The following is an 18,984-nucleotide window of genomic DNA, read 5'->3' on the forward strand; positions in this document are numbered from 1 at the left end:
AATGAAATTTTATAAAAATTTTATAATCATTTGGTCTGTTGTTTATCTAGTATTTGCATTAGCTGGTCGTTCTTACAGCGAAAAAAATGAGTGGTTTCCTTTTTTTAGATGGTCTTTATATTCTAAATCACGCGATAAATTAGAAGTGTCTTTTGTTATGGTTTCTAAATTAGGAGATTCAGCATTTGCTAAGCCTAAAGATTTAAAAAAATTAACAGAAATACACCATTTATACCCAGGTGATATAAACAATGAGTATATTAAAATTAATAAAGATTTAGAAAAAAATAAGAGTTTTAATAATCTATTTTTTAAAACTTTTTTTTCAGAAGGCAGCGAATATATTATGTATAAAAAATACTTTGACTTAAGTAAAAAAGATTATTCTAAGCCTACTATTACAAAACAGTTAGAATACAGAAACGGAAAAATTACTATTTATGATTAACAGTCTTAAAGACCATGTTTTTTGGAAATATGCCTTTGGTAAAAACGGTATTTTTTCTGGAGATTTAGATTTAGCTTTTGTTAATATAAAAAATGTAATGCGCTTTTCGTATATGTTTTTTGCTGTAATAATCTTCATGCAACTCCAGAATGTTACTGTTTATCAAAATACAACACTTATAGAACCAATTTGGGCAATGGTAATATTTCAAGGATTAGATCCTTCTATGTTAGTTTTTGTTTTTCAAAGTATTTCAATTATTATTCTTTTCCTTATCTTTTTTATTCCCAAAAACCATACTCTTAGAATCTTATTTTTTATATTTTTCTTTCTTATTATAGCCTTAGATAGTTCTTTTGGAAAAATAAGTCACGGTTTTCATTTTTCTTTATTGTTAGCCTTCTTTTTCGCTCTAATACCTTCAGAAAAAGTAAGTAATTATAAAATTAAAAGTATACTAATGTTTGCTACTGCTCAATTTTGCCTTTTAATGGCATACTCTTTAACAGGTTTTTGGAAATTATTTTGGGGAGTTATACAGTTGTTTAAAGAAGATGTGAGCTTGTTTTCACCGTTAGCATTAAGAAATATGCTTATTCATCAATTTGAAGTTGCAGGACCAACAGTAATAGGTTTATGGGTTATGGAACACTATGCATTGTGTTATTTGTTTTACCTAATAGCTGTAAGTATAGAGTTATTTGCTTTACTAATATTTTTTAAGGCTAATATGCACAAAATTTGGGGAGTGTTAATTCTTAGTTTGCACATTGGAATAGAACTTATTGTTGGCGTAAGTTCTCATGCTATTTTTTATACCGTTTGTTTGCTTCTAGTTGCTTCTCCCTTTGCAAAGCAAACCAATTTTAAGGAAACACTTTTATGTCTTCCTGTAATTAGTCAATTACGATGGTTGCATAATAAAAAAAGCAATTAAACTCTACGTTGTACAACTTCAAAAACTTGATTTTCATCACATTTTAAAGTTTTGCTTGGGTATTTTAAAAGCAAAGCATAATCGTGTGTTGCCATTAAAATAGTATTTCCATTTTTGTTAATTTCTTGTAATACTTCCATAATCTCAATACTTGTTTGAGGATCTAGATTTCCTGTTGGCTCATCTGCTAGAATAAGTTCAGGATTATTAAGTAAAGCACGAGCAATAGCAACACGCTGTTGCTCTCCTCCAGATAACTCATGAGGGAATTTAAAACCAGTAGTTTTCATTCCTACTTTATTTAATACTTCTTCCATTCGTGTTGTCATTGCAGCTTTATCTTTCCAGCCTGTTGCTCTTAAAACAAATTCAAGATTTGCATTAACAGTTCTGTCTGTTAGTAATTTAAAGTCTTGAAAAACAACACCTAATTTACGTCTTAAAAACGGAATATCTTTTTCTTTTAATGTGTTTAAGTTAAAGTCTACAATACTGCCTTCTCCTTTTTTTAAAGGAATATCGGCATATAAGGTTTTCATAAAACTACTTTTACCAGAGCCTGTTTTTCCTATTAAATAGACAAAATCACCTTTGTTAATTTCTACATTAACATTAGATAATACTAAGCTGTCACCTTGAAATATGGAAGCATCTTTAAATTCTAGAACAGTTTGAGACATACGTTTTTTATAGTTTTTTTATTCTGAAATGTTTAGACTTCAAATCTAAAACATTAATAACAACAAAATAAACAATTAATGGTAAAAACGGAAATGCAAAACGACTATTAGAACCAAAAGCAACAAGAGCCTGAGCTAAAGCGCCAGATAGCACAATACAAACTAAAAATAAGTTCATATCGAAAAGGCTGCATTTAGATTTAAAAAACAAAAACAATGTCCTTACCGAAAAGATTAAAAATAAAATATTAAAGAATATTAATAGATGCTTTTGAATGCGAGACCACAAGAGATATAAAGCTGCTTTCGTAAACTTATTATCGAATTTTTCGATTTTCCATTTTAAACTATCAATATTTCCAAAAAATAAATATGATGATTTAAACACTTGTTTAGCGTACAAATCTGGATGCTTTTTAAATAAATCTTTAGATATCCTGCCTAATTCTGCAGATAAGTCTTGAGGACTTAATTGTGTTTCTTCTATTAAATCATCATAAGCATACCATATACTCATTGGGTAGTGGTAAGTATTATTTGCTTTTACTAGAGAATCTCTTTTTCTAACAAAAATATCTCTTATCAAAGCGTCTTTATCTGGTGCTTTTTCAAAAAAGGAAGTAGCGGTCTGTGCTAGATTAATACCAAAATAATAGGTGTTTGTAAAGTATCCAATATTTTTTTTGTTAAAATTATTCCATGTAAAATAGGTAAGAAATGGAATAAGGATTACAAGCATACTTTTAATAAGTGTGTGATGTATGTTGTTTTTAAATTGTTTTACTAAATAGAATAATGCAAAACCCAAACTAAAATATATAAATAATGGCTTTGTAAGGTAGAGCCAACTTAAAACTATGGAAAGTAATAAATAGTATTTCTTTGGTGTTTTGGTTTGTAGTAATTGATAACGTTCTATAATCCAAAAACTAAAAATCACTAAAAAAACAGTTAGTGTTTCTGTTAAAATGGCAAATTCATAAAACAAAAAATGCAAAAACGAATTGGTTAATAACGCAATCCAAAATGCTGTACTTTTATCTTTTGTTCTTCTTAACGAAAAATCGAATAATAAATAAGTGCTTAAAATTCCTAAAAAGAGTTGGAGTATTACAGTAACAATTAAACTGTTATTAGCTAATGCTATTAGTATAGAATATCCTGGCGTTCTATTACCTGGATAATTTTCTAAATTAAAACTTGATATTAATTGAGCTAAATTTATATAATCTTGACTATCTGGATAAATACTGATAGTATTATAGAAGATAGCAATAAGAGTTCTAGTTACTAATGCAAAAACTAAAAGAATAGCTAATGCATGATTAGTAATAAATGTCTCTAGTTTTTGTATCATTTTTATCTGTAATTAAAATAAAGTTTCACCAAAGCAAAAGGTGTTTTTAAAAAGTCTAGAAAAGATATTCTTGTATCTTCTGTATCATGCCATTGGTTTAATGGGACTTCTAAAATGTTAGCCTTGCAGTAGTTTGCGCCTTGCTTTTTCTTTGTTCTTGCTAATAATTCCACATCAAATAGCCATTTTGTTTTAAAGGGTTCTTTAAAAATGGAAGTTGCTAATTCACGATTAATAATTTTGGCACCACATTGTGTATCGTAAATTTCTAATTTTAAAATGAAAGCATCTATAAAAGTAGCAACCAATCTTCCAAAAAAGTGTCTGTAAAACTTTCGCTTTATCGAGCTACCCAAAACCTTCACTCTAGAGCCTAAAACAAAGGTTTTGTTTTTGGTTTTAGCGATATTTAAAAGCCTAGAAATCTCAGATAGAGAAGTAGATAAATCTGCATCAAGATAACCAACATACTTGTAATGTTTGTCTAATTGTAAAACAGCTTGTCTAATAGCTTCAGCTTTACCAATATTTTTTTCGAAATTTAAAACCGAAGCATTTGGTGCTTTATCTTTTAAATTATTTATAACAGATAAGGTTTCATCTGTACTTCCATCATTTACAAATAACAAATCGAATGCATCATTTTGTTCTTGAAACGTTTTATAGGCATCAATATCAAGCCTATTTGCTTCATTAAAACAAGGAATAATAATACAGGAATCTGTCATAAATTAGGGTCAATTTGCGTGGTAAAAGTATCATTTATTAGTTTAAGCGCAAAAAGTATCTCTTCAATTTTTAATAAGTCGGTTTATAATTATAACAAATTTCTAACGTTAACATATTAGGATTAATTTATCTTTGATTTTTAAATTTAAAACACCTAGTCAATGACTAAAAAACATATTTTATCACTATTTGTAGCCTTAAGTTTTACATTAGTTTCTTTTGCACAACAATCTGCGACTTACACAAACGATTTCGTTGCCTATCAAAAAGCATTATCGTTATATAATAATCAGCAATACTTAGCTGCTCAAGCCGCTTTTAAGCAAATTAAAAAAACGTCTAAAGGCGAAGCTATAGAGTCGGACTGTACTTATTATATTGCAAATTGTGCAGTGCGATTAAACCAGAAAAATGCAGATACATTAATAGAGGAGTTTGTAGAAGATTATCCTACAAGTACTAAAAAAAACACAGCCTTTGTAGATGTTGCAGATTATTATTTCGAAAATGGAAAATTTGCATACTCTGAAAAATGGTATAGTAAAGTAGACGAAAATTCGCTATCTCAAACCGAACGCGAAAAATTTAATTTCAATAGAGGTTACACTGCTTTTTCTTCCAAAAATTATAAAGCAGCTAAAAAATATTTAAATAGAGTAGAAAACTCTCAAAAGTATGGGTCACAAGCTAAATACTATATTGGTTTTATGGCTTATGAAGGTGATGATTACGATAAAGCAAACGAATATTTTACACAAGTTGAAGGCGAAGATAAATACAAAGAAAAGCTTAGTTATTATCAAGCAGATTTAAATTTTAAACTAGGTAAGTTTGAAAAAGCAATAGAATTAGCAAAAGCGCAATTAGAGAAAACTAACGAGGAAGAGGAAATATCCGAACTCAATAAAATTGTTGGAGAGAGTTATTTCAATTTAGAAAAATATGCAGAATCCATTTCTTATTTAACCCAATATAAAGGCAAAAATGGTAAGTGGAACAACACAGATTACTACCAATTGGGTTATGCTTATTACAAGCAAAAAGATTACGAAAAAGCCATTTCAGAATTCAATAAAATTATTGATGGTAATAATAGTGTAGCACAAAACGCATATTACCATTTAGGCGAAAGTTATGTGAGTTTAGATAAAAAGCAAGAAGCTTTAAATGCTTTTAGAAATGCTTCGCAAATGAATTACGATTTAAAAATCCAGGAAGACGCATGGCTTAACTACGCTAAAATTAGTTACGAAATTGGTAATCCATACCAATCGGTTCCTCAAGTATTGGCGAGCTATTTAGATAAATATCCAGAAACAAATTACAAAGAAGAGTTAGAAACTTTATTAATCGATTCTTATATTACTTCCAAAAACTATAAAGAAGCTTTAGTCTTATTAAAAGGAAAAAAGAGTTTCGAAAATAAAGTAGCTTACCAAAAAGTAACGTATTACAGAGGAATAGAGTTGTATAACGAAAGCAATTATGTTGAAGCCGAAAAAATGTTCGATGCTTCAATTGGCGAATCTCAAGATGCAAAGTATACTGCAAGAGCAACATTTTGGAAAGCAGAAGCCGATTATAACTTAACAAATTACGATGATGCTTTAATTGGTTTTAAACAGTTTCAGCAGCAAACAGATGCTAACCAAACGCCAGAATATAAAAACTTAAATTATAATTTAGCTTACACTTACTTTAAGCAAAAAAATCACGATCAAGCCATTCAATACTTCAAAAACTTCACGACTAATAACAAAGAAGATAAAGTAAGATTAAACGATGCCTATTTACGTTTGGCAGATAGTTATTTTGTAACAAGTGCTTACGAAAATGCCATTACAATGTATAGCGAAGCGCTAAGCGTTAATAAAATTGAAATGGATTACGCATTCTTTCAAAAAGCGATGAGTTATGGTTATTTAGGGCAAACAGATAAGAAAATTTCAGAGCTAGAAACTTTCATTTCTAAATATCCAAGCTCAAAATTACGTGACGATGCTATGTACACTTTGGGTAATGCTTATGTAAAATCTGGTAATGCAGATAAAGGTGTTGCTATGTACAGTCAATTAATTTCAGAATATAACAATGGGTCTTTTACTTCAAAAGCATTATTGCGTCAAGGTTTAGTACACTATAACAAAAATGATAACGAGAAGGCTTTAACTAAATTTAAAAAAGTAGCTGGAGATTTCCCTAATTCTCAAGAAGCTAATCAAGCAGTAGCAACAGCACGTTTAATTTATATAGATTTAGGTCGTGTAGACGAATACGCAGTTTGGGTGCAAACCTTAGATTATGTAGAAGTTGCAGATGGAGATTTAGATAATGCAACGTACCAATCTGCAGAAAAGCAGTATTTAGATGGTAATACAAACGATGCTATTAAGTTATTTAATCGTTATTTAAACGATTTTAATAATGGGTTACATGCAAACCAATCACACTTTTATTTAGCACAATTGTATTTCAAAAAAGAGTTGAAAGAAAATGCAAAACCACATTATAAAGCAGTTGTAGATGCATCTCAAAGCGAATTTACCGAAGAAGCTTTATTGCGTTTGTCTCAAATAACATTAGAGGAGAAAAACTGGAACGAAGCAATACCTACTTTAAAACGTTTGGAAGCCGAAGCTAATTTTCCGCAAAACAGTCTGTTTGCTCAATCTAATTTAATGCAAGCAAATTATCAATTAAATAAATATACAGAAGCTGTCGCTTACGCGGAAAAAGTACTGAGTAATTTAAACTTAGATAATAAAATAAAAAGTGATGCTTACGTTATTATTGCACGTTCGGCAATTAAGACTAGCGATGAAGCTAAAGCAAAATCTGCTTACGCTAATGTAGAATTAACTGCAACTGGAGAAACAGCAGCCGAAGCATTATACTATAACGCTTATTTTAAAAATAAAGAAAGCAGTTATGCTGCATCAAACACAGTAGTACAACGTTTAGCTAAAGACTATTCTGGTTATAAGTTCTATGGTGCAAAAGGATTAATTGTTATGGCAAAAAACCAATATGCTTTAGGAGATGCTTTTCAAGCAACTTATATTTTAGAAAGTGTAATCAAGAATTTTAAAGATTTCCCAGAGGTTGTAACTGAAGCTCAAACCGAATTAAGTAAAATAAAAACAGAACAAGCGAAAACCAATGCTTCAGTAGAAACTGAGGATTAGTATTTCAGAATTAAAAAAACACACAGCTTTGTCATTCCTGCGCAGGCAGGAATCCAAACAATAACAAGAATTAATATAGATTCCTGCTTTCGCAGGAATGACAGAAAAAACAAAAGAGAATATATGTTTCAAACAAAGCAATTCTTATTAATTATAGCAGCATTAACTACAACGCTAATGTTCGCACAAGAACGCGAGCAAGACACGTTAAATCCAGATGTTATTAACGTTATAAAACCATATGCGCCAACAATTTCAGACGCATTTAAAGTAAAGGAAACACCTACGTTAGACGATGCAGAAACTGCAACAAAGAAAGAAGTGAAATATAATATTTTTTCATTTCCTGTAGCATCAACATTTACACCTGCAAAAGGTAAAGCAGCAGTTGTAGATAAAGCAAAAAAAGTAAAATTATACGATAATTATGCCACTTTAGGAGTTGGCACATATACTACTATTGTAGGCGAAGTGTACTTAAATCATGAGCTTAATAGTGGCGAAAATGTTAGTGCACACGTTAGTCATCACTCTTCTCAAGGTGGTATTGATGGAGTGCTTACAGATGATAATTTTTTAGATTCTAAAATAGATTTAAGCTACAGTAAATTAACTAACGATTTAGATTGGACTGTTGCTGGAGGTTTTGGCTTACAATCTTACAATTGGTATGGTTTGCAGCAACCGTTATTTAACCAAGCTACTGCAGATTCTTTAGATGTGAGCCATAACTTTACAGATGCTCATATTTCTGGAGCATTAAATATTGAAGACGGTATTTTTAAAGGAGCAGATATCTTGTTTAGACGTTTTGGAGATAACCAAGGCTCTGGAGAGAATAGACTTAAGTTAAGTGGTACTGCAGATATTCCTGTTAGAGACGAAGCTGTTTCTACGGTTTTAAGTTTAGATTATTTAGGTGGCAGTTTCGATAGAAATTATTTTGATGCTACTAAAATAAACTACGGAAACATTCAAGTAGGTTTAGCTCCAACGTATCAAATTAAAAAAGACGATTTAACCGTAAACCTAGGTGTAACATTAACCTATTTAAACGATACCGAAGCCAGTAAAAGTAGTTTCTTTATCTACCCAAATATTAGTGCAAGCTATCGTTTAGTAGACGAGTATGTTATTGCCTTTGGAGGTGTAAAAGGTGGTTTGATTCAGAACTCTTATTACGATTTTGCAACAGAAAATGCATTTGTATCACCAACCTTGTTTATTACACCAACAGACCAGCAATACAATGCTTATGCAGGTTTAAGAGGGAAGCTTTCAAACACTATTGGGTATTCGGTTAGTGGTAGTTATAAATCGGAGAAGAGTAAAGCCTTATTTCAAAATAATTTAGTGCCTTACGGTTTTAATAATGATGAAAGTTACCATTATGGTAATTCGTTTGGTGTAACTTATGATGATGTTACAACTCTAGGAGTATCAGCAGAGTTAAGTGTAGATATAAATAGAAACTTCACTTTAGGAGTTAAAGGTGAATATTTCGTGTATAACACAAAGAACGAAGCTGAAGCTTGGAATTTACCAGAAATAAAAGGAACTTTATTTATGGATTATCAAATTAACGAGAATTGGTTTGCAGGCGCAAACTTGTTCTTTGTTGGAGAACGTAAAGATTTAACTGGGTTTAATGATATAGAAAACCCAAGTTTGCCTAACCTTATAAACGAAACGCAAATAGTAACTTTAGATAGTTATTTCGATGCTAACGTTCATGTTGGTTATCATGTAAACGATCGTATTTCGGTATTTGTAAAAGGAAACAATCTTATTGGAGAAAATTACAACAAGTGGAAAAACACGCCAGTTCAAGGCATTCAATTTTTAGCTGGAGGAACTTATAAGTTTGATTTCTAATAGTTGTTTAGTCATTGCGAGGTACGAAGTAATCTCACACATTAGGAATATAATTAAGCAAATTAATTAGAAGTAATTTTATTTCATTTCAAAAACGTCCTCCATATTAGAGGACGTTTTTTTATTACTATATTTATACCTCAAAAATTATTAATATGAAAAGCCTTTTATTCAGTTTAATACTTCTTACAACTTTTGGTTGTGGTAACAAGAAAACAGAAGTAGACTCTATAGTAATAAACGCTAATGTTTACACCGTAGATTCCGATTTCGCTAAAGCGGAAGCATTTGCTATTAAAGATGGAAAGTTTGAAGCCATAGGAAGCACTTCAGAAATACAACAAAACTATTCAGCTAAAGAAATTATTGATGCCAAAGGCGAAACTATTGTGCCTGGTTTAATAGATGCACATTGTCATTTTTATGGTTTAGGCTTAACCAAGCAAACGGTGAATCTAGTAGGTACAACAAGTTTTGATGACGTAATGAAACGTGTTATCGATTTTCAGAATAAAAAAAACACCACATTTATTAAAGGAAGAGGTTGGGATCAAAACGATTGGGAAGATAAAACGTATCCAAACAAAACACTTTTAGATCAATTATATCCAGATATTCCAGTAGCTATAACACGAATAGATGGTCATGCAATGTTGTGTAATCAAGTGGCTTTAGATATGGCTAATATTACTGTAAAAACTAAAGTTATAGGAGGTGAAATAAAAGTAGAAAATGGAGAACTTACCGGAATTCTTATTGATAATCCTATGGAATTGGTACAAGCCATTTTTCCTAAGCCAACACGTAAACAACAGATTCATGCTTTATTAGATGCGCAAACATTCTGTACCAATTTAGGTTTAACAACGGTAAGTGATGCTGGACTGGATAAGCAAGTGATTGAGTTAATAGATAGTTTACAAAAAACGAATACTTTGCAAATGCGAGTATACGCAATGGTTAGCAATACTAAAGATAATTTGGACTACTATTTAAATAAAGGTAAAATTAAAACAAAAAGACTAAACGTACAATCTGTAAAAGTATATGCAGATGGTGCTTTAGGTTCTCGTGGAGCAGCCTTAAAAGAGGTTTATAACGATGAGCATAATCATTTTGGCTCTATGGTAATTGGAACAGATGATTATAAAGCATTAGCGCTTAAAATCGAGAATGCAGGTTACCAAATGAATACACATGCCATAGGAGATTCGGCTAATAGTTTTGTTTTAAAAACGTATAAAAAAACGTTAGCGAACAAAAACAATAAGCGTTGGAGAGTAGAGCATGCACAAGTGATTACAGATAATGATTTCGATTATTTTGAAAATGAAAACATAATACCTTCTATCCAACCAACACATGCAACAAGCGATATGTATTGGGCAAAAGATAGAGTAGGAGAAGAACGTGTAAAAGGTGCTTATGCCTACAAAAAATTATTAGAAAAAAGCGGAAGAGTTGCCTTAGGTACCGATTTTCCTATAGAACAAGTCAATCCGTTTTTAACATTTTATGCAGCTGTAGCAAGAAAAGATTTGAAAGGATTTCCTGAAAACGGATTTCAAAAAGAAAATGCATTGTCTAGAAAAGAAACTTTAAAAGGAATGACTATTTGGGCTGCTTATGCTAATTTTGAAGACCTAGAAAAAGGAAGTATTGAAGCTGGTAAATATGCCGATTATGTAATATTAAATCAGGATATTATGGAAATTCCTGAAGAAAAAATACCTTTAACAAAAGTGCAACAAACCTATATTAATGGTGTGGCACAATAATTGATTTTAGAAAACAAAACAAAAATTAATAAAGCGAGCATGTTCAAAGTTTCTTCGCCAAGAAGGTTTATTAACAGCGAACAGCATGTGGTCATTAAAAAAAAATAAAGAAAAACACATGAAAAATATTTTTACACTACTATTATTTTTAAGCGTATCGGTAACCAGTTTTGCGCAAGTAGATGCCTATAGTGAAGACGTTAAAAAGTGCGTTATAAGCAACGGAACAATGTCTTATTATGATGATGTAATGGAACAAATGTATCAAATGTTAAAAGTTCAGTTTACAGATAAAAAAGTGCCAGATGCAATATGGACAGAGGTAAAAAAAGGTAAATCTGTAGCAATGGACGAATTAGCACAAATGATGGTATCTGCATACAGAGGGCATTTTACGCATGAAGATGTAAAAAAGATGAATACTTTATATGCTTCTAAAGCAGGAAAGAGCATGTTTAAAAAAGATGGATTATCAGAAGGCGATAAGGTAATATTAAATGAGTTTTATAAAAGCGATACAGGACAGAAAATTTTAGGTTCTCAAGATTCTATGAACGAGTCTATGAGCAGGATTTCCGAGATGTGGAGTAGTGGTGTTTATCGTGGAGTCATTGCTTTATTATCTGAGAAAGGTTATAATTTGTAGAGTGAAATCAATAATTTATTTTTGCTCATTCCTAGTTCGCTTTCAAAAACTAGACTGTTGTAAAAGAGTTGTTCATGTTACCAAATTAATCTCTGGTAAATGGAAAGCTGTTAATGGAAATTCTAGTAAGGTTTTTATTTATTCATTTACAAAAAGTAAAGGAGATTTAGAAATAAGTTATGAACCTAAAGAAGGTGAAGATGAAAAAATTTTAATTTCAAATCATGATCTTTTAGTTGAGATATAAAAAAAAAGAAAAAGATTCAAACTGAAATACACTTACATGTTAGAAACAATAATAGCAGACATTAAGTTTCTTAGTTTAAATAACATGACTTTAATAGAGAAAGGTGTTCAAACAGATTATTATAAAATTGCTAATTTAAATAAAAAAACTACTACTTACTCTAGTATTACTTATATCAACTAGTTTTGCTTTCGCACAATACGGTTGGACAAAAGCAGAAGTAACCTTAAAAAATGGAATCATTTTAAAAGGAGGAGCTTCTTTAGTAATGATGTCTAATGGTATTAATTTGGGTAAGGAAAAACTTAAGTTTAGAAAGGAAAAAAAAGCTAAGAAATCTAAATATTTACCAAAAGAAATTGAGCAAGTTGTTTTTACTGTAACCTACAAAGAAAAAGTAGGAGAAAAAAAGTAGAGAAAACGAGAGTAGAAAAATACATTCCCGTTTTTTTAAATAAAAAGCAAAGCAAAGCAAACTAGGCTTTGTAGAGCTTATGGTCGATGGTAATTTAAGATTAGTAGGTAGAACTGTAGCTGTACAGTCTGATGGTGTTTAGAATGGAGCAACAGGAGCTCCTGGAGCTGCTCCAGTTTATATTCCTGGTTATATGGGAAGCCACAATCAAGTGATGTTTTTAAAAGCTGGTGAAAAGTCAAAAATTTTTAATCAAATAAGTTTAACCAAGTCTTTTAGAAAAAGAGCAATGGATTATTTTAAAAATTGTACAGTGTTAAAAAATAAAATTGATAAAAAAGAATTTGTAAAAGAAGATCTTCAAGATATTGTTAAGTTTTATAATTTAACATACAGCTTTGCTAAATAATCGAAATACTCTCCTTTAGCTACAATTTCACAATGCAACCCAACCGAAGCGCAAGCAGTATTTAAAGTGCTACTGTCAAGGTATAACCATTTCATTGGTGCTTCTTTTTCTCCTTTATAGCTTAAAAAATAATCTAACTCACCATGATAACCAGAGTTTAGATCTTGCCAAAAGCCACCATCTTCATCTTCGTACATGTATTTAATATCGCAAGAATCTATTAGAATTTGACCATTAGCATTCAATAAACTTTTTAAATGCGCTAAATATTTAGGTAAAGCTATTACAGTTTGAAAAATGCCAGTACCATTCATTAACAAAAGGATAGTATCGAATGTTTCTTTTTCGTCTAAAAGTGGCAATAATTCAGCATTTAAAACGCCTCGCTTTTTACAGATTTCAATAGCGCCTTTAGAGATGTCTATCGCTTTTACATTGAAACCTTCTTGTTGCAGGTGTAAACTATGACTTCCAGCGCCACAACCAACATCTAATATGCTTCCTTTGGCAAGTTTTAGTGCTTCTTTTTCAAGTTTTGGCATTTCAGCATAATTTCTAAATAAATAATCTAGAGGCAAAATATCTTCATCAGAAATATTTGTAGACGTAATAATGTCTTCCGAGGTATTTCCGTTATAAAAATCTAATAATGCTTTTCCGAATAAGTCTTTTTTCATATGATTATCATTGCGAGACTTTCGTCATGGCAATTTACTAATTAGTAGTTCTCTTTTAAAGATTATTTCGTTCATATACACTTCATAATTACGAAAATCTTATTTTCGCATAATGCAAGACATTATCAATAATCTTCCAAAGCTCGCCAAAGATAAGCATAAGGAAAATAAATCCTTTTTTACTAAGCTTAAAAAAAGGCCGCCAAAAAAATTGGATTATATCATGCAGGAATTGCATGAGGAAGAGTTTGAAAAAACCGATTGTCTAGAATGTGCTAACTGTTGCAAAACCACAGGACCTTTATTTACAGATAAGGATGTAGATCGAATTGCGAAGCATTTTAAAATGAAAACTCAAAAATTTGTAGATCAGTTTTTAAGAGTAGATGAAGACAACGATTACGTATTACAAAGTGTGCCATGTACTTTTTTAGGAGCCGATAATTATTGCTCAATCTACGAAGTAAGACCAAAAGCTTGTAGCGAGTTCCCACATACAGATAGAAAGAAGTTTCAGCAAATCTCTAATTTAACAATGCAAAATGTTGCAATTTGTCCTGCCGCTTTCAATATTGTAGAGAAAATGAAGGAACTGATTAAGTTGTAGGTTAGTTAAAGTGACAGTATTCAGTTAAATAAGAATAAGCAAAGCAGAGTAATTTCAAAACTGTTTCTCTTACTTTAAGAAAGAATAGGAATATAGAATATAAAAAACAAGAGTAATCCCTTTGTGTGTCTTCTGCAAATTTCAGTGTAAAAATTTAGTACTTAACCTTCGAGATAAAATTTAATTATCTTTAAAGAAAAATTCTAATTTGGAAAACATAATCACCTATTTCGAAAATATACCTACACTGCATAGAAGTATTCTTCTAGTTGGAGGTATTACTTTATTCTGGCTATTAGAAGGCATTTTACCATTATTTAATTTCAAGTATAAAAAATGGAAGCATGCATTGCCTAACTTATTCTTTACGCTAACAACTATAATAATTAATTTCGCATTAGCCTTTGCTTTATTAGAAACTGCAGATTGGGTAACTACAAATAACTTTGGTATTATTAATTGGCTTCCAGAAATGCCGTTTTGGTTATATGTAGTTTTAGGTGTTTTACTTTTAGATTTTGTAGGTGCTTATTTGGCGCATTTTACAGAACATAAAATTAGTGTGTTGTGGATGGTACATTTGGTACACCATAGCGATCATGAAGTAGATACAACTTCTGCAAATAGACACCATCCTTTAGAAAGTGTTATTCGTTTTATATTCACCTTAGCAGGTGTTTTTATAATAGGTGCACCAATTGGTATTGTAATGCTATATCAATCTATGTCACTAATATTTACACAGTTTACGCATGCCAATATTAAAATGCCAAAGCAGTTAGATAAACTATTAAGTTATATAATTGTGTCACCAGATATGCACAAAGTACACCATCATTATAAGCTGCCATATACAGATTCTAATTACGGAAATATATTCTCAATATGGGATCGCATTTTTGGTACTTATATGCATTTAGATCGAACCGAAATTGTTTACGGAGTAGATACGTTTCCAAATGCAGAAGAAAATGCAAGTTTAAAGCATCTTTTAAAACAACCTTTTCATAAATATAGAAAACCAACCAATCAAATTACGAAATAGAATATTTTTAAATTTTCACTCTAACGCTTTGTAAGTTGTTTATTATTTGTTTTCCGGTATAATCATTGTATAATAGTTAGTAATTAAAGCTATTTATTGGTTATATGATTGATTATCAGATAAAGTTGCAGTTAACCGAGTATATTATGCTTTTCGACTAAATTATCCTAATTTATATATCAAATACTAAGCTAAAAGTGCTATTTGCTTTACTTTTGTACTCCCTGAAACTAATTGATTTTTAGCAAAATTCAATAAATTAGAAAAAAAAATCAGTCATGAAAAACCTAAAAGTGCTAACCCTACTTTCATTTGCTTTACTTTCAAGCTTGTTTACCTATGGGCAACAACAAGCACTTACAAATATTCAAAAAAATATCAATAAAGATGCAGCAGGTTTAGAGCAGTTGCTAAACTTTACATTAGATACATTAACACTTAAAAGTGATAAAAATATTTTGCGTGTTACTTTTTTAAGTCACGACGAAAAAGATTCTATAATTATAGATGTTGATGCGCCAGAAATTAAAATTCCTTTATATCACTTAAAAAAAGGAAGGTATACTATTGCTGTGTATAGAGAGGATAAAATTATTGCTCTAGGTGTAAAACGTGTAGAAGATATACCAAGACCTAAAAATGCTATTGATGATTTAGAAGAAAGTATTTTAAGATCTAGTTTAAGTGAAGAAGAGCAAATAGCTAGAAACATTAAGCCACTTAAGAAAAAACCACAAGTAACTAAAGAAGAAGATACTCGTGTTGCAGTTGTTAAGTCAAGAGAGAAGAAAGCAGATACTCGTGTTGAAGTTGTTAAGTCAAGAAAGAAGAAAAAGGATACTCGTGTTGCTGTTGTTGAGCCAAGTGAGAAGAAAGAAGATGCTCGTGATGTTAAGTCAAGAGAGAAAAAAGAAGTAGATACTGCTGTTGCGGTTGCAAAACCTAGAGTAGCTAAAGAGGAAATAATAGCTAAAATACCAGCAAGAACTCGTAAAGAAAAAGAAACAAGAGTGGTTTCTAATGTGAATAAAAAAAATGTGTTTGAAATAGCTGCCGAAAGAGAAGAGGCAAAAAGAATTGCACGACTTAAAAATGAAAAAGATAATCCTGTTGCTGAGGTAGTACAAAAAAGCCCAGAAAAGCAACCTACCACTTTAATAGAGGTTAAAAAGGTTACTTACAATCTTTCTCAACCAGATAACGATAAGACTATAGAAAAACAAACTCGTGAAGATTATAGAGCTAATAATCTACGTCCTAATGGAACACGATACGAAAACTAATTAATAGAGTAAGTATTTAGCTCGCATTGCATTAAAACTATCTAAGCCATCTTTCCAGGTGGCTTTTATGTTTTCTATAGTTTCGCCAGCTTCAATTTGTTTCTGCAGTTGTTTTGTACCTGCAAGCTTTGTAAAAAAGCCATTAGATAAAAAGAACTTACTTTTATCACTCGTAGTATTATAAGCATTAATTAAGTGGCTTAAATCTATCTCACCTAACTTTTGTTCTTTTGTTAGATTGTAACCATTGCAAGCCTTGTTTTCGTGCTTAGGGTACTTAGAACCAAAGTTAGGTTGCGGTGTAAAACTAAAATCAGATTTTGGTAAAAAAGGAGAGCCATAAATTTGAAACTGTAATTTGGTTCCTCGTCCAGCACTAACATTTGTACCTTCAAAAAAACAAAGACTAGGATATAAATTTATAGCAATATCATTAGGTAAGTTTGGAGACGGTTTAATAGGTAGACTATAAGCGTAATTATGCGAATAGTTCTTCATTTTAATAACCGTAAGTTCACATTTTATAGCGTTATCTAACCAACTTTCACCATTAATCATTTGTGCATATTCTCCAATCGTCATACCATGAACCACAGGAATAGGATGCATGCCAATAAAACTCTTATGTTCTTTTTCTAGAATTGGCCCATCTACATAATGTCCATTTGGGTTTGGTCTATCTAAAATAATAACAGGAATATTAGCTTCAGCACAAGCTTCCATAACATAATGTAGCGAAGAAATGTAAGTGTAAAAACGTGCACCAACATCTTGTATATCGAAAACCACAACATCTAAATTTTTTAATTGGGCTGCAGAAGGCTTTTTGTTTTTCCCGTAGAGAGAAATTATAGGCAAGCCAGTTTTGGTATCTAAACCATCTTTAACAATTTCTCCAGCATCAGCTTTACCTCTAAAACCATGCTCTGGAGCAAATACTTTTTTAATATTTACTTTATTAGAAATTAAAGAATCTACTATATGAATGTATCTGTCATTATCAAGAGTACTTGATGAAGTAATTTTATCCTTAAAAATAACAGAAGTCTGGTTTGCCACAACACCAACACGCTTACCTTCTAAAAGCTTTAAATACGCTTCAGTCTGGTTTGCACCAATAATAACATCATTTTGTGTTTGATTTAGAATCTCATTACTAGCACCATCATTTTGTACAGTTGCTTCCGTTTTCTCATTTCTTACTTCAGCCTTCTTACCAATAGCATCAAACTTATTAGCCTTTCCACAAGAAATTCCTAAAAAAAGAAATAATAAAACTGTATTTTTACACCACATTAATTGTACACTCATAACTTTTTTGAATTTCGAATATTTTATAGCAAAACGCATTATTGACAGTAAAGCGTATAAAAGTAGTATATCGGCACCAATAATAAAAATTGGAATCGTAGCAATTGCTTTGGGAATTATTGTAATGATGATTGCAATTGCCACAGGAATCGGACTTCAACAAAAAATAAGAGATAAAGTAGTCGCTTTTAATGGGCATATAAACATTACCAATTACGACACTAATAATTCTCAAGAAAGCGAAAATCCAATATCTATAAATCAAGATTTTTATCCAGATTTTAGTAGTGTACAAGGCATAAAACACCTTCAAGGTGTTGCAACAAAACACGCTATATTTAGGCAGCCGGATACTTTCGAGAGTGTTGTAATAAAAGGAGTTGGAGCAGATTACGATTGGCAATATCTAGAAGAATACTTAGTAGAAGGTGTCTTGCCAGACTTTACACAAAAACGAAATGAAGACCTTTTAATATCTCAATACTTTGCAAAAAGACTAAAGCTAAAAATTGGAGATACAGTAAACGCTTACTTTTTAAGAGAAGATATCTCTAAGCCTCCAAGAATTTTGCCATATAAAATTATAGGTATTTACAACTCAGGTTTTAAAGAATTCGACCAATTGTTTGCCATTGGAGACATCAAGCACATTCAACGTTTAAATAAATGGGAGCCAGACCAAATAGGCAATTTTGAAGTTTTTATAGACGATTTCGATGCTATAGACCAAAAAACAAAAGCCATTTTTCAAGAAACGCCCTCAACATTAAACGTAGAATCGGTAAAGCAAAAATTCGGGATGGTATTCGAGTGGATTGGTATTTTCGATAAAAATATTATTGGTATCATTGGTATCATGATTATAGTTGCAGGCATTAACATGATAACCGCATTACTAGTCCTAATACTCGAGCGCACACAAATGATTGGTATACTAAAAGCACTAGGAAGCAGCAGTAATAGCGTAAGAAAAATATTTGTTTACAACGCAACCTATCTTATAATTAAAGGTTTGTTTTGGGGAAATCTAATAGGTTTAAGTCTGTTATTTGCTCAAAAGTATTTTGGCTTTCTAAGCTTCCCAAACCCAGAGCAATATTACATGACCACCATTCCAGTATACATAAGTCTCGACTATATTATACTATTAAACATCGGCACATTTGTACTCTGCTTGGCAATGTTGCTAATCCCATCGTACATTATCACTAAAATTTCTCCAGTAAAAGCCATTCGTTTCGAGTAGCATGTTTTGGGCGTTACCTAAAGGTCGCGCTTTCCGCTATATCTTTTTTGCTTTTAATGGCAAAAAAGGATGCCGCATCAATCCCTAACGCAGGCTTATTAATTATGTT

18 protein-coding genes are annotated in these 18,984 nt (G+C 31.1%); 13 read left to right on the forward strand and 5 right to left on the reverse strand.

Annotation, left to right across the window (positions count from 1 at the left end):
* Position 1: 1 nt before the first annotated feature.
* Both CW733_RS01045 and CW733_RS01050 read left to right on the forward strand, forming a co-directional pair.
* Positions 2-448, forward strand: a complete 447-nt coding sequence (locus CW733_RS01045; RefSeq protein ID WP_100994879.1) for a hypothetical protein — start codon at positions 2-4, stop codon at positions 446-448.
* Positions 441-1,385 (forward strand): hypothetical protein, encoded by a 945-nt coding sequence (locus tag CW733_RS01050; RefSeq protein WP_100994881.1) that lies wholly within the window; start codon positions 441-443, stop codon positions 1,383-1,385. The genes CW733_RS01045 and CW733_RS01050 overlap by 8 nt, the downstream gene beginning before the upstream one ends.
* On the opposite strand, the gene CW733_RS01055 is transcribed toward CW733_RS01050, so the two are convergent.
* Genes CW733_RS01055 through CW733_RS01065 form a run of 3 tightly spaced genes read right to left on the reverse strand, consistent with a single transcriptional unit; the run spans position 1,382 to position 4,150 of the window.
* A complete protein-coding gene (locus CW733_RS01055; RefSeq protein ID WP_100994883.1) occupies positions 1,382-2,065 on the reverse strand; it encodes a cell division ATP-binding protein FtsE in 684 nt (227 codons plus the stop codon). The two genes, CW733_RS01050 and CW733_RS01055, sit on opposite strands and share 4 nt — an antisense overlap.
* A 7-nt stretch (positions 2,066-2,072) precedes the next feature.
* The gene (locus tag CW733_RS01060; RefSeq protein ID WP_100994885.1) at positions 2,073-3,422 is read right to left on the reverse strand and encodes a glycosyltransferase family 39 protein; all 1,350 of its coding nucleotides are present in this window, start codon (positions 3,420-3,422) and stop codon (positions 2,073-2,075) included.
* A gap of 2 nt (positions 3,423-3,424) precedes the next feature.
* Positions 3,425-4,150 (reverse strand): glycosyltransferase, encoded by a 726-nt coding sequence (locus CW733_RS01065; RefSeq protein ID WP_100994887.1) that lies wholly within the window; start codon positions 4,148-4,150, stop codon positions 3,425-3,427.
* A 162-nt stretch (positions 4,151-4,312) separates the two neighbouring features.
* On the opposite strand from CW733_RS01065, the gene CW733_RS01070 reads away from it, so the two are divergent.
* The 7 genes from CW733_RS01070 to CW733_RS16385 all read left to right on the forward strand — a co-directional run bounded on the left by CW733_RS01070 (position 4,313) and on the right by CW733_RS16385 (position 12,297).
* Entirely contained in the window at positions 4,313-7,336 is a 3,024-nt protein-coding gene (locus CW733_RS01070) for a tetratricopeptide repeat protein (protein WP_100994889.1), read from the forward strand.
* A gap of 123 nt (positions 7,337-7,459) precedes the next feature.
* The gene (locus CW733_RS01075) at positions 7,460-9,211 is read left to right on the forward strand and encodes a TonB-dependent receptor (protein ID WP_100994891.1); all 1,752 of its coding nucleotides are present in this window, start codon (positions 7,460-7,462) and stop codon (positions 9,209-9,211) included.
* Positions 9,212-9,366: 155 nt separating this feature from the next.
* Positions 9,367-10,989, forward strand: coding sequence for an amidohydrolase (locus CW733_RS01080; protein ID WP_100994893.1), 1,623 nt, complete (start codon positions 9,367-9,369; stop codon positions 10,987-10,989).
* Positions 10,990-11,107: 118 nt separating this feature from the next.
* On the forward strand, positions 11,108-11,635 hold the full coding sequence (locus CW733_RS01085) for a DUF2059 domain-containing protein (protein WP_157811512.1): 528 nt from the start codon (positions 11,108-11,110) through the stop codon (positions 11,633-11,635).
* A gap of 1 nt (position 11,636) precedes the next feature.
* Positions 11,637-11,882, forward strand: a complete 246-nt coding sequence (locus CW733_RS01090; protein ID WP_100994897.1) for a hypothetical protein — start codon at positions 11,637-11,639, stop codon at positions 11,880-11,882.
* A 36-nt stretch (positions 11,883-11,918) separates the two neighbouring features.
* Positions 11,919-12,065 carry a hypothetical protein gene (locus CW733_RS16380; protein ID WP_157811513.1) on the forward strand — a complete coding sequence of 49 codons (147 nt, stop codon included), beginning with the start codon at positions 11,919-11,921 and terminating at the stop codon, positions 12,063-12,065.
* An 85-nt stretch (positions 12,066-12,150) separates the two neighbouring features.
* Positions 12,151-12,297, forward strand: a complete 147-nt coding sequence (locus CW733_RS16385; RefSeq protein ID WP_157811514.1) for a hypothetical protein — start codon at positions 12,151-12,153, stop codon at positions 12,295-12,297.
* Between the two features lie 378 nt (positions 12,298-12,675).
* Here CW733_RS16385 and CW733_RS01100 read toward each other — a convergent pair whose 3' ends face one another.
* Positions 12,676-13,383 carry a bifunctional 2-polyprenyl-6-hydroxyphenol methylase/3-demethylubiquinol 3-O-methyltransferase UbiG gene (locus tag CW733_RS01100; protein ID WP_100994901.1) on the reverse strand — a complete coding sequence of 236 codons (708 nt, stop codon included), beginning with the start codon at positions 13,381-13,383 and terminating at the stop codon, positions 12,676-12,678.
* 112 nt (positions 13,384-13,495) lie between these two features.
* On the opposite strand from CW733_RS01100, the gene CW733_RS01105 reads away from it, so the two are divergent.
* The 3 genes from CW733_RS01105 (at position 13,496) to CW733_RS01115 (ending at position 16,318) form a co-directional block, all read left to right on the forward strand.
* Positions 13,496-13,990, forward strand: coding sequence for a YkgJ family cysteine cluster protein (locus CW733_RS01105; protein ID WP_100994903.1), 495 nt, complete (start codon positions 13,496-13,498; stop codon positions 13,988-13,990).
* A 208-nt stretch (positions 13,991-14,198) separates the two neighbouring features.
* Positions 14,199-15,035, forward strand: coding sequence for a sterol desaturase family protein (locus tag CW733_RS01110; protein WP_100994905.1), 837 nt, complete (start codon positions 14,199-14,201; stop codon positions 15,033-15,035).
* Between the two features lie 278 nt (positions 15,036-15,313).
* Positions 15,314-16,318: a hypothetical protein gene (locus tag CW733_RS01115; protein ID WP_100994907.1), complete on the forward strand. Its 1,005-nt coding sequence runs from the start codon at positions 15,314-15,316 to the stop codon at positions 16,316-16,318.
* Here CW733_RS01115 and CW733_RS01120 read toward each other — a convergent pair whose 3' ends face one another.
* Complete coding sequence (locus tag CW733_RS01120) at positions 16,319-17,629, reverse strand: exo-beta-N-acetylmuramidase NamZ domain-containing protein (protein WP_232730381.1); 1,311 nt, start codon at positions 17,627-17,629, stop codon at positions 16,319-16,321.
* A gap of 7 nt (positions 17,630-17,636) precedes the next feature.
* Here CW733_RS01120 and CW733_RS01125 point away from each other — a divergent pair, with 7 nt between their 5' ends.
* Positions 17,637-18,875: an FtsX-like permease family protein gene (locus CW733_RS01125; protein WP_100994911.1), complete on the forward strand. Its 1,239-nt coding sequence runs from the start codon at positions 17,637-17,639 to the stop codon at positions 18,873-18,875.
* Positions 18,876-18,984 lie beyond the last annotated feature (109 nt).

Source organism: Lacinutrix sp. Bg11-31, assembly GCF_002831665.1.
Classification (GTDB): domain Bacteria; phylum Bacteroidota; class Bacteroidia; order Flavobacteriales; family Flavobacteriaceae; genus Lacinutrix.

What these genes read in the sequence shown, in the direction of transcription:
- CW733_RS01045 (WP_100994879.1), top strand. Translation starts at nt 2, where the DNA reads ATGAAATTTTATAAAAATTTTATAATCATTTGGTCTGTTGTTTATCTA.
- CW733_RS01050 (WP_100994881.1), top strand. Translation starts at nt 441, where the DNA reads ATGATTAACAGTCTTAAAGACCATGTTTTTTGGAAATATGCCTTTGGT.
- CW733_RS01055 (WP_100994883.1), bottom strand. Translation starts at nt 2,065, where the DNA reads ATGTCTCAAACTGTTCTAGAATTTAAAGATGCTTCCATATTTCAAGGT.
- CW733_RS01060 (WP_100994885.1), bottom strand. Translation starts at nt 3,422, where the DNA reads ATGATACAAAAACTAGAGACATTTATTACTAATCATGCATTAGCTATT.
- CW733_RS01065 (WP_100994887.1), bottom strand. Translation starts at nt 4,150, where the DNA reads ATGACAGATTCCTGTATTATTATTCCTTGTTTTAATGAAGCAAATAGG.
- CW733_RS01070 (WP_100994889.1), top strand. Translation starts at nt 4,313, where the DNA reads ATGACTAAAAAACATATTTTATCACTATTTGTAGCCTTAAGTTTTACA.
- CW733_RS01075 (WP_100994891.1), top strand. Translation starts at nt 7,460, where the DNA reads ATGTTTCAAACAAAGCAATTCTTATTAATTATAGCAGCATTAACTACA.
- CW733_RS01080 (WP_100994893.1), top strand. Translation starts at nt 9,367, where the DNA reads ATGAAAAGCCTTTTATTCAGTTTAATACTTCTTACAACTTTTGGTTGT.
- CW733_RS01085 (WP_157811512.1), top strand. Translation starts at nt 11,108, where the DNA reads ATGAAAAATATTTTTACACTACTATTATTTTTAAGCGTATCGGTAACC.
- CW733_RS16380 (WP_157811513.1), top strand. Translation starts at nt 11,919, where the DNA reads ATGTTAGAAACAATAATAGCAGACATTAAGTTTCTTAGTTTAAATAAC.
- CW733_RS16385 (WP_157811514.1), top strand. Translation starts at nt 12,151, where the DNA reads ATGATGTCTAATGGTATTAATTTGGGTAAGGAAAAACTTAAGTTTAGA.
- CW733_RS01100 (WP_100994901.1), bottom strand. Translation starts at nt 13,383, where the DNA reads ATGAAAAAAGACTTATTCGGAAAAGCATTATTAGATTTTTATAACGGA.
- CW733_RS01105 (WP_100994903.1), top strand. Translation starts at nt 13,496, where the DNA reads ATGCAAGACATTATCAATAATCTTCCAAAGCTCGCCAAAGATAAGCAT.
- CW733_RS01115 (WP_100994907.1), top strand. Translation starts at nt 15,314, where the DNA reads ATGAAAAACCTAAAAGTGCTAACCCTACTTTCATTTGCTTTACTTTCA.
- CW733_RS01120 (WP_232730381.1), bottom strand. Translation starts at nt 17,629, where the DNA reads ATGAGTGTACAATTAATGTGGTGTAAAAATACAGTTTTATTATTTCTT.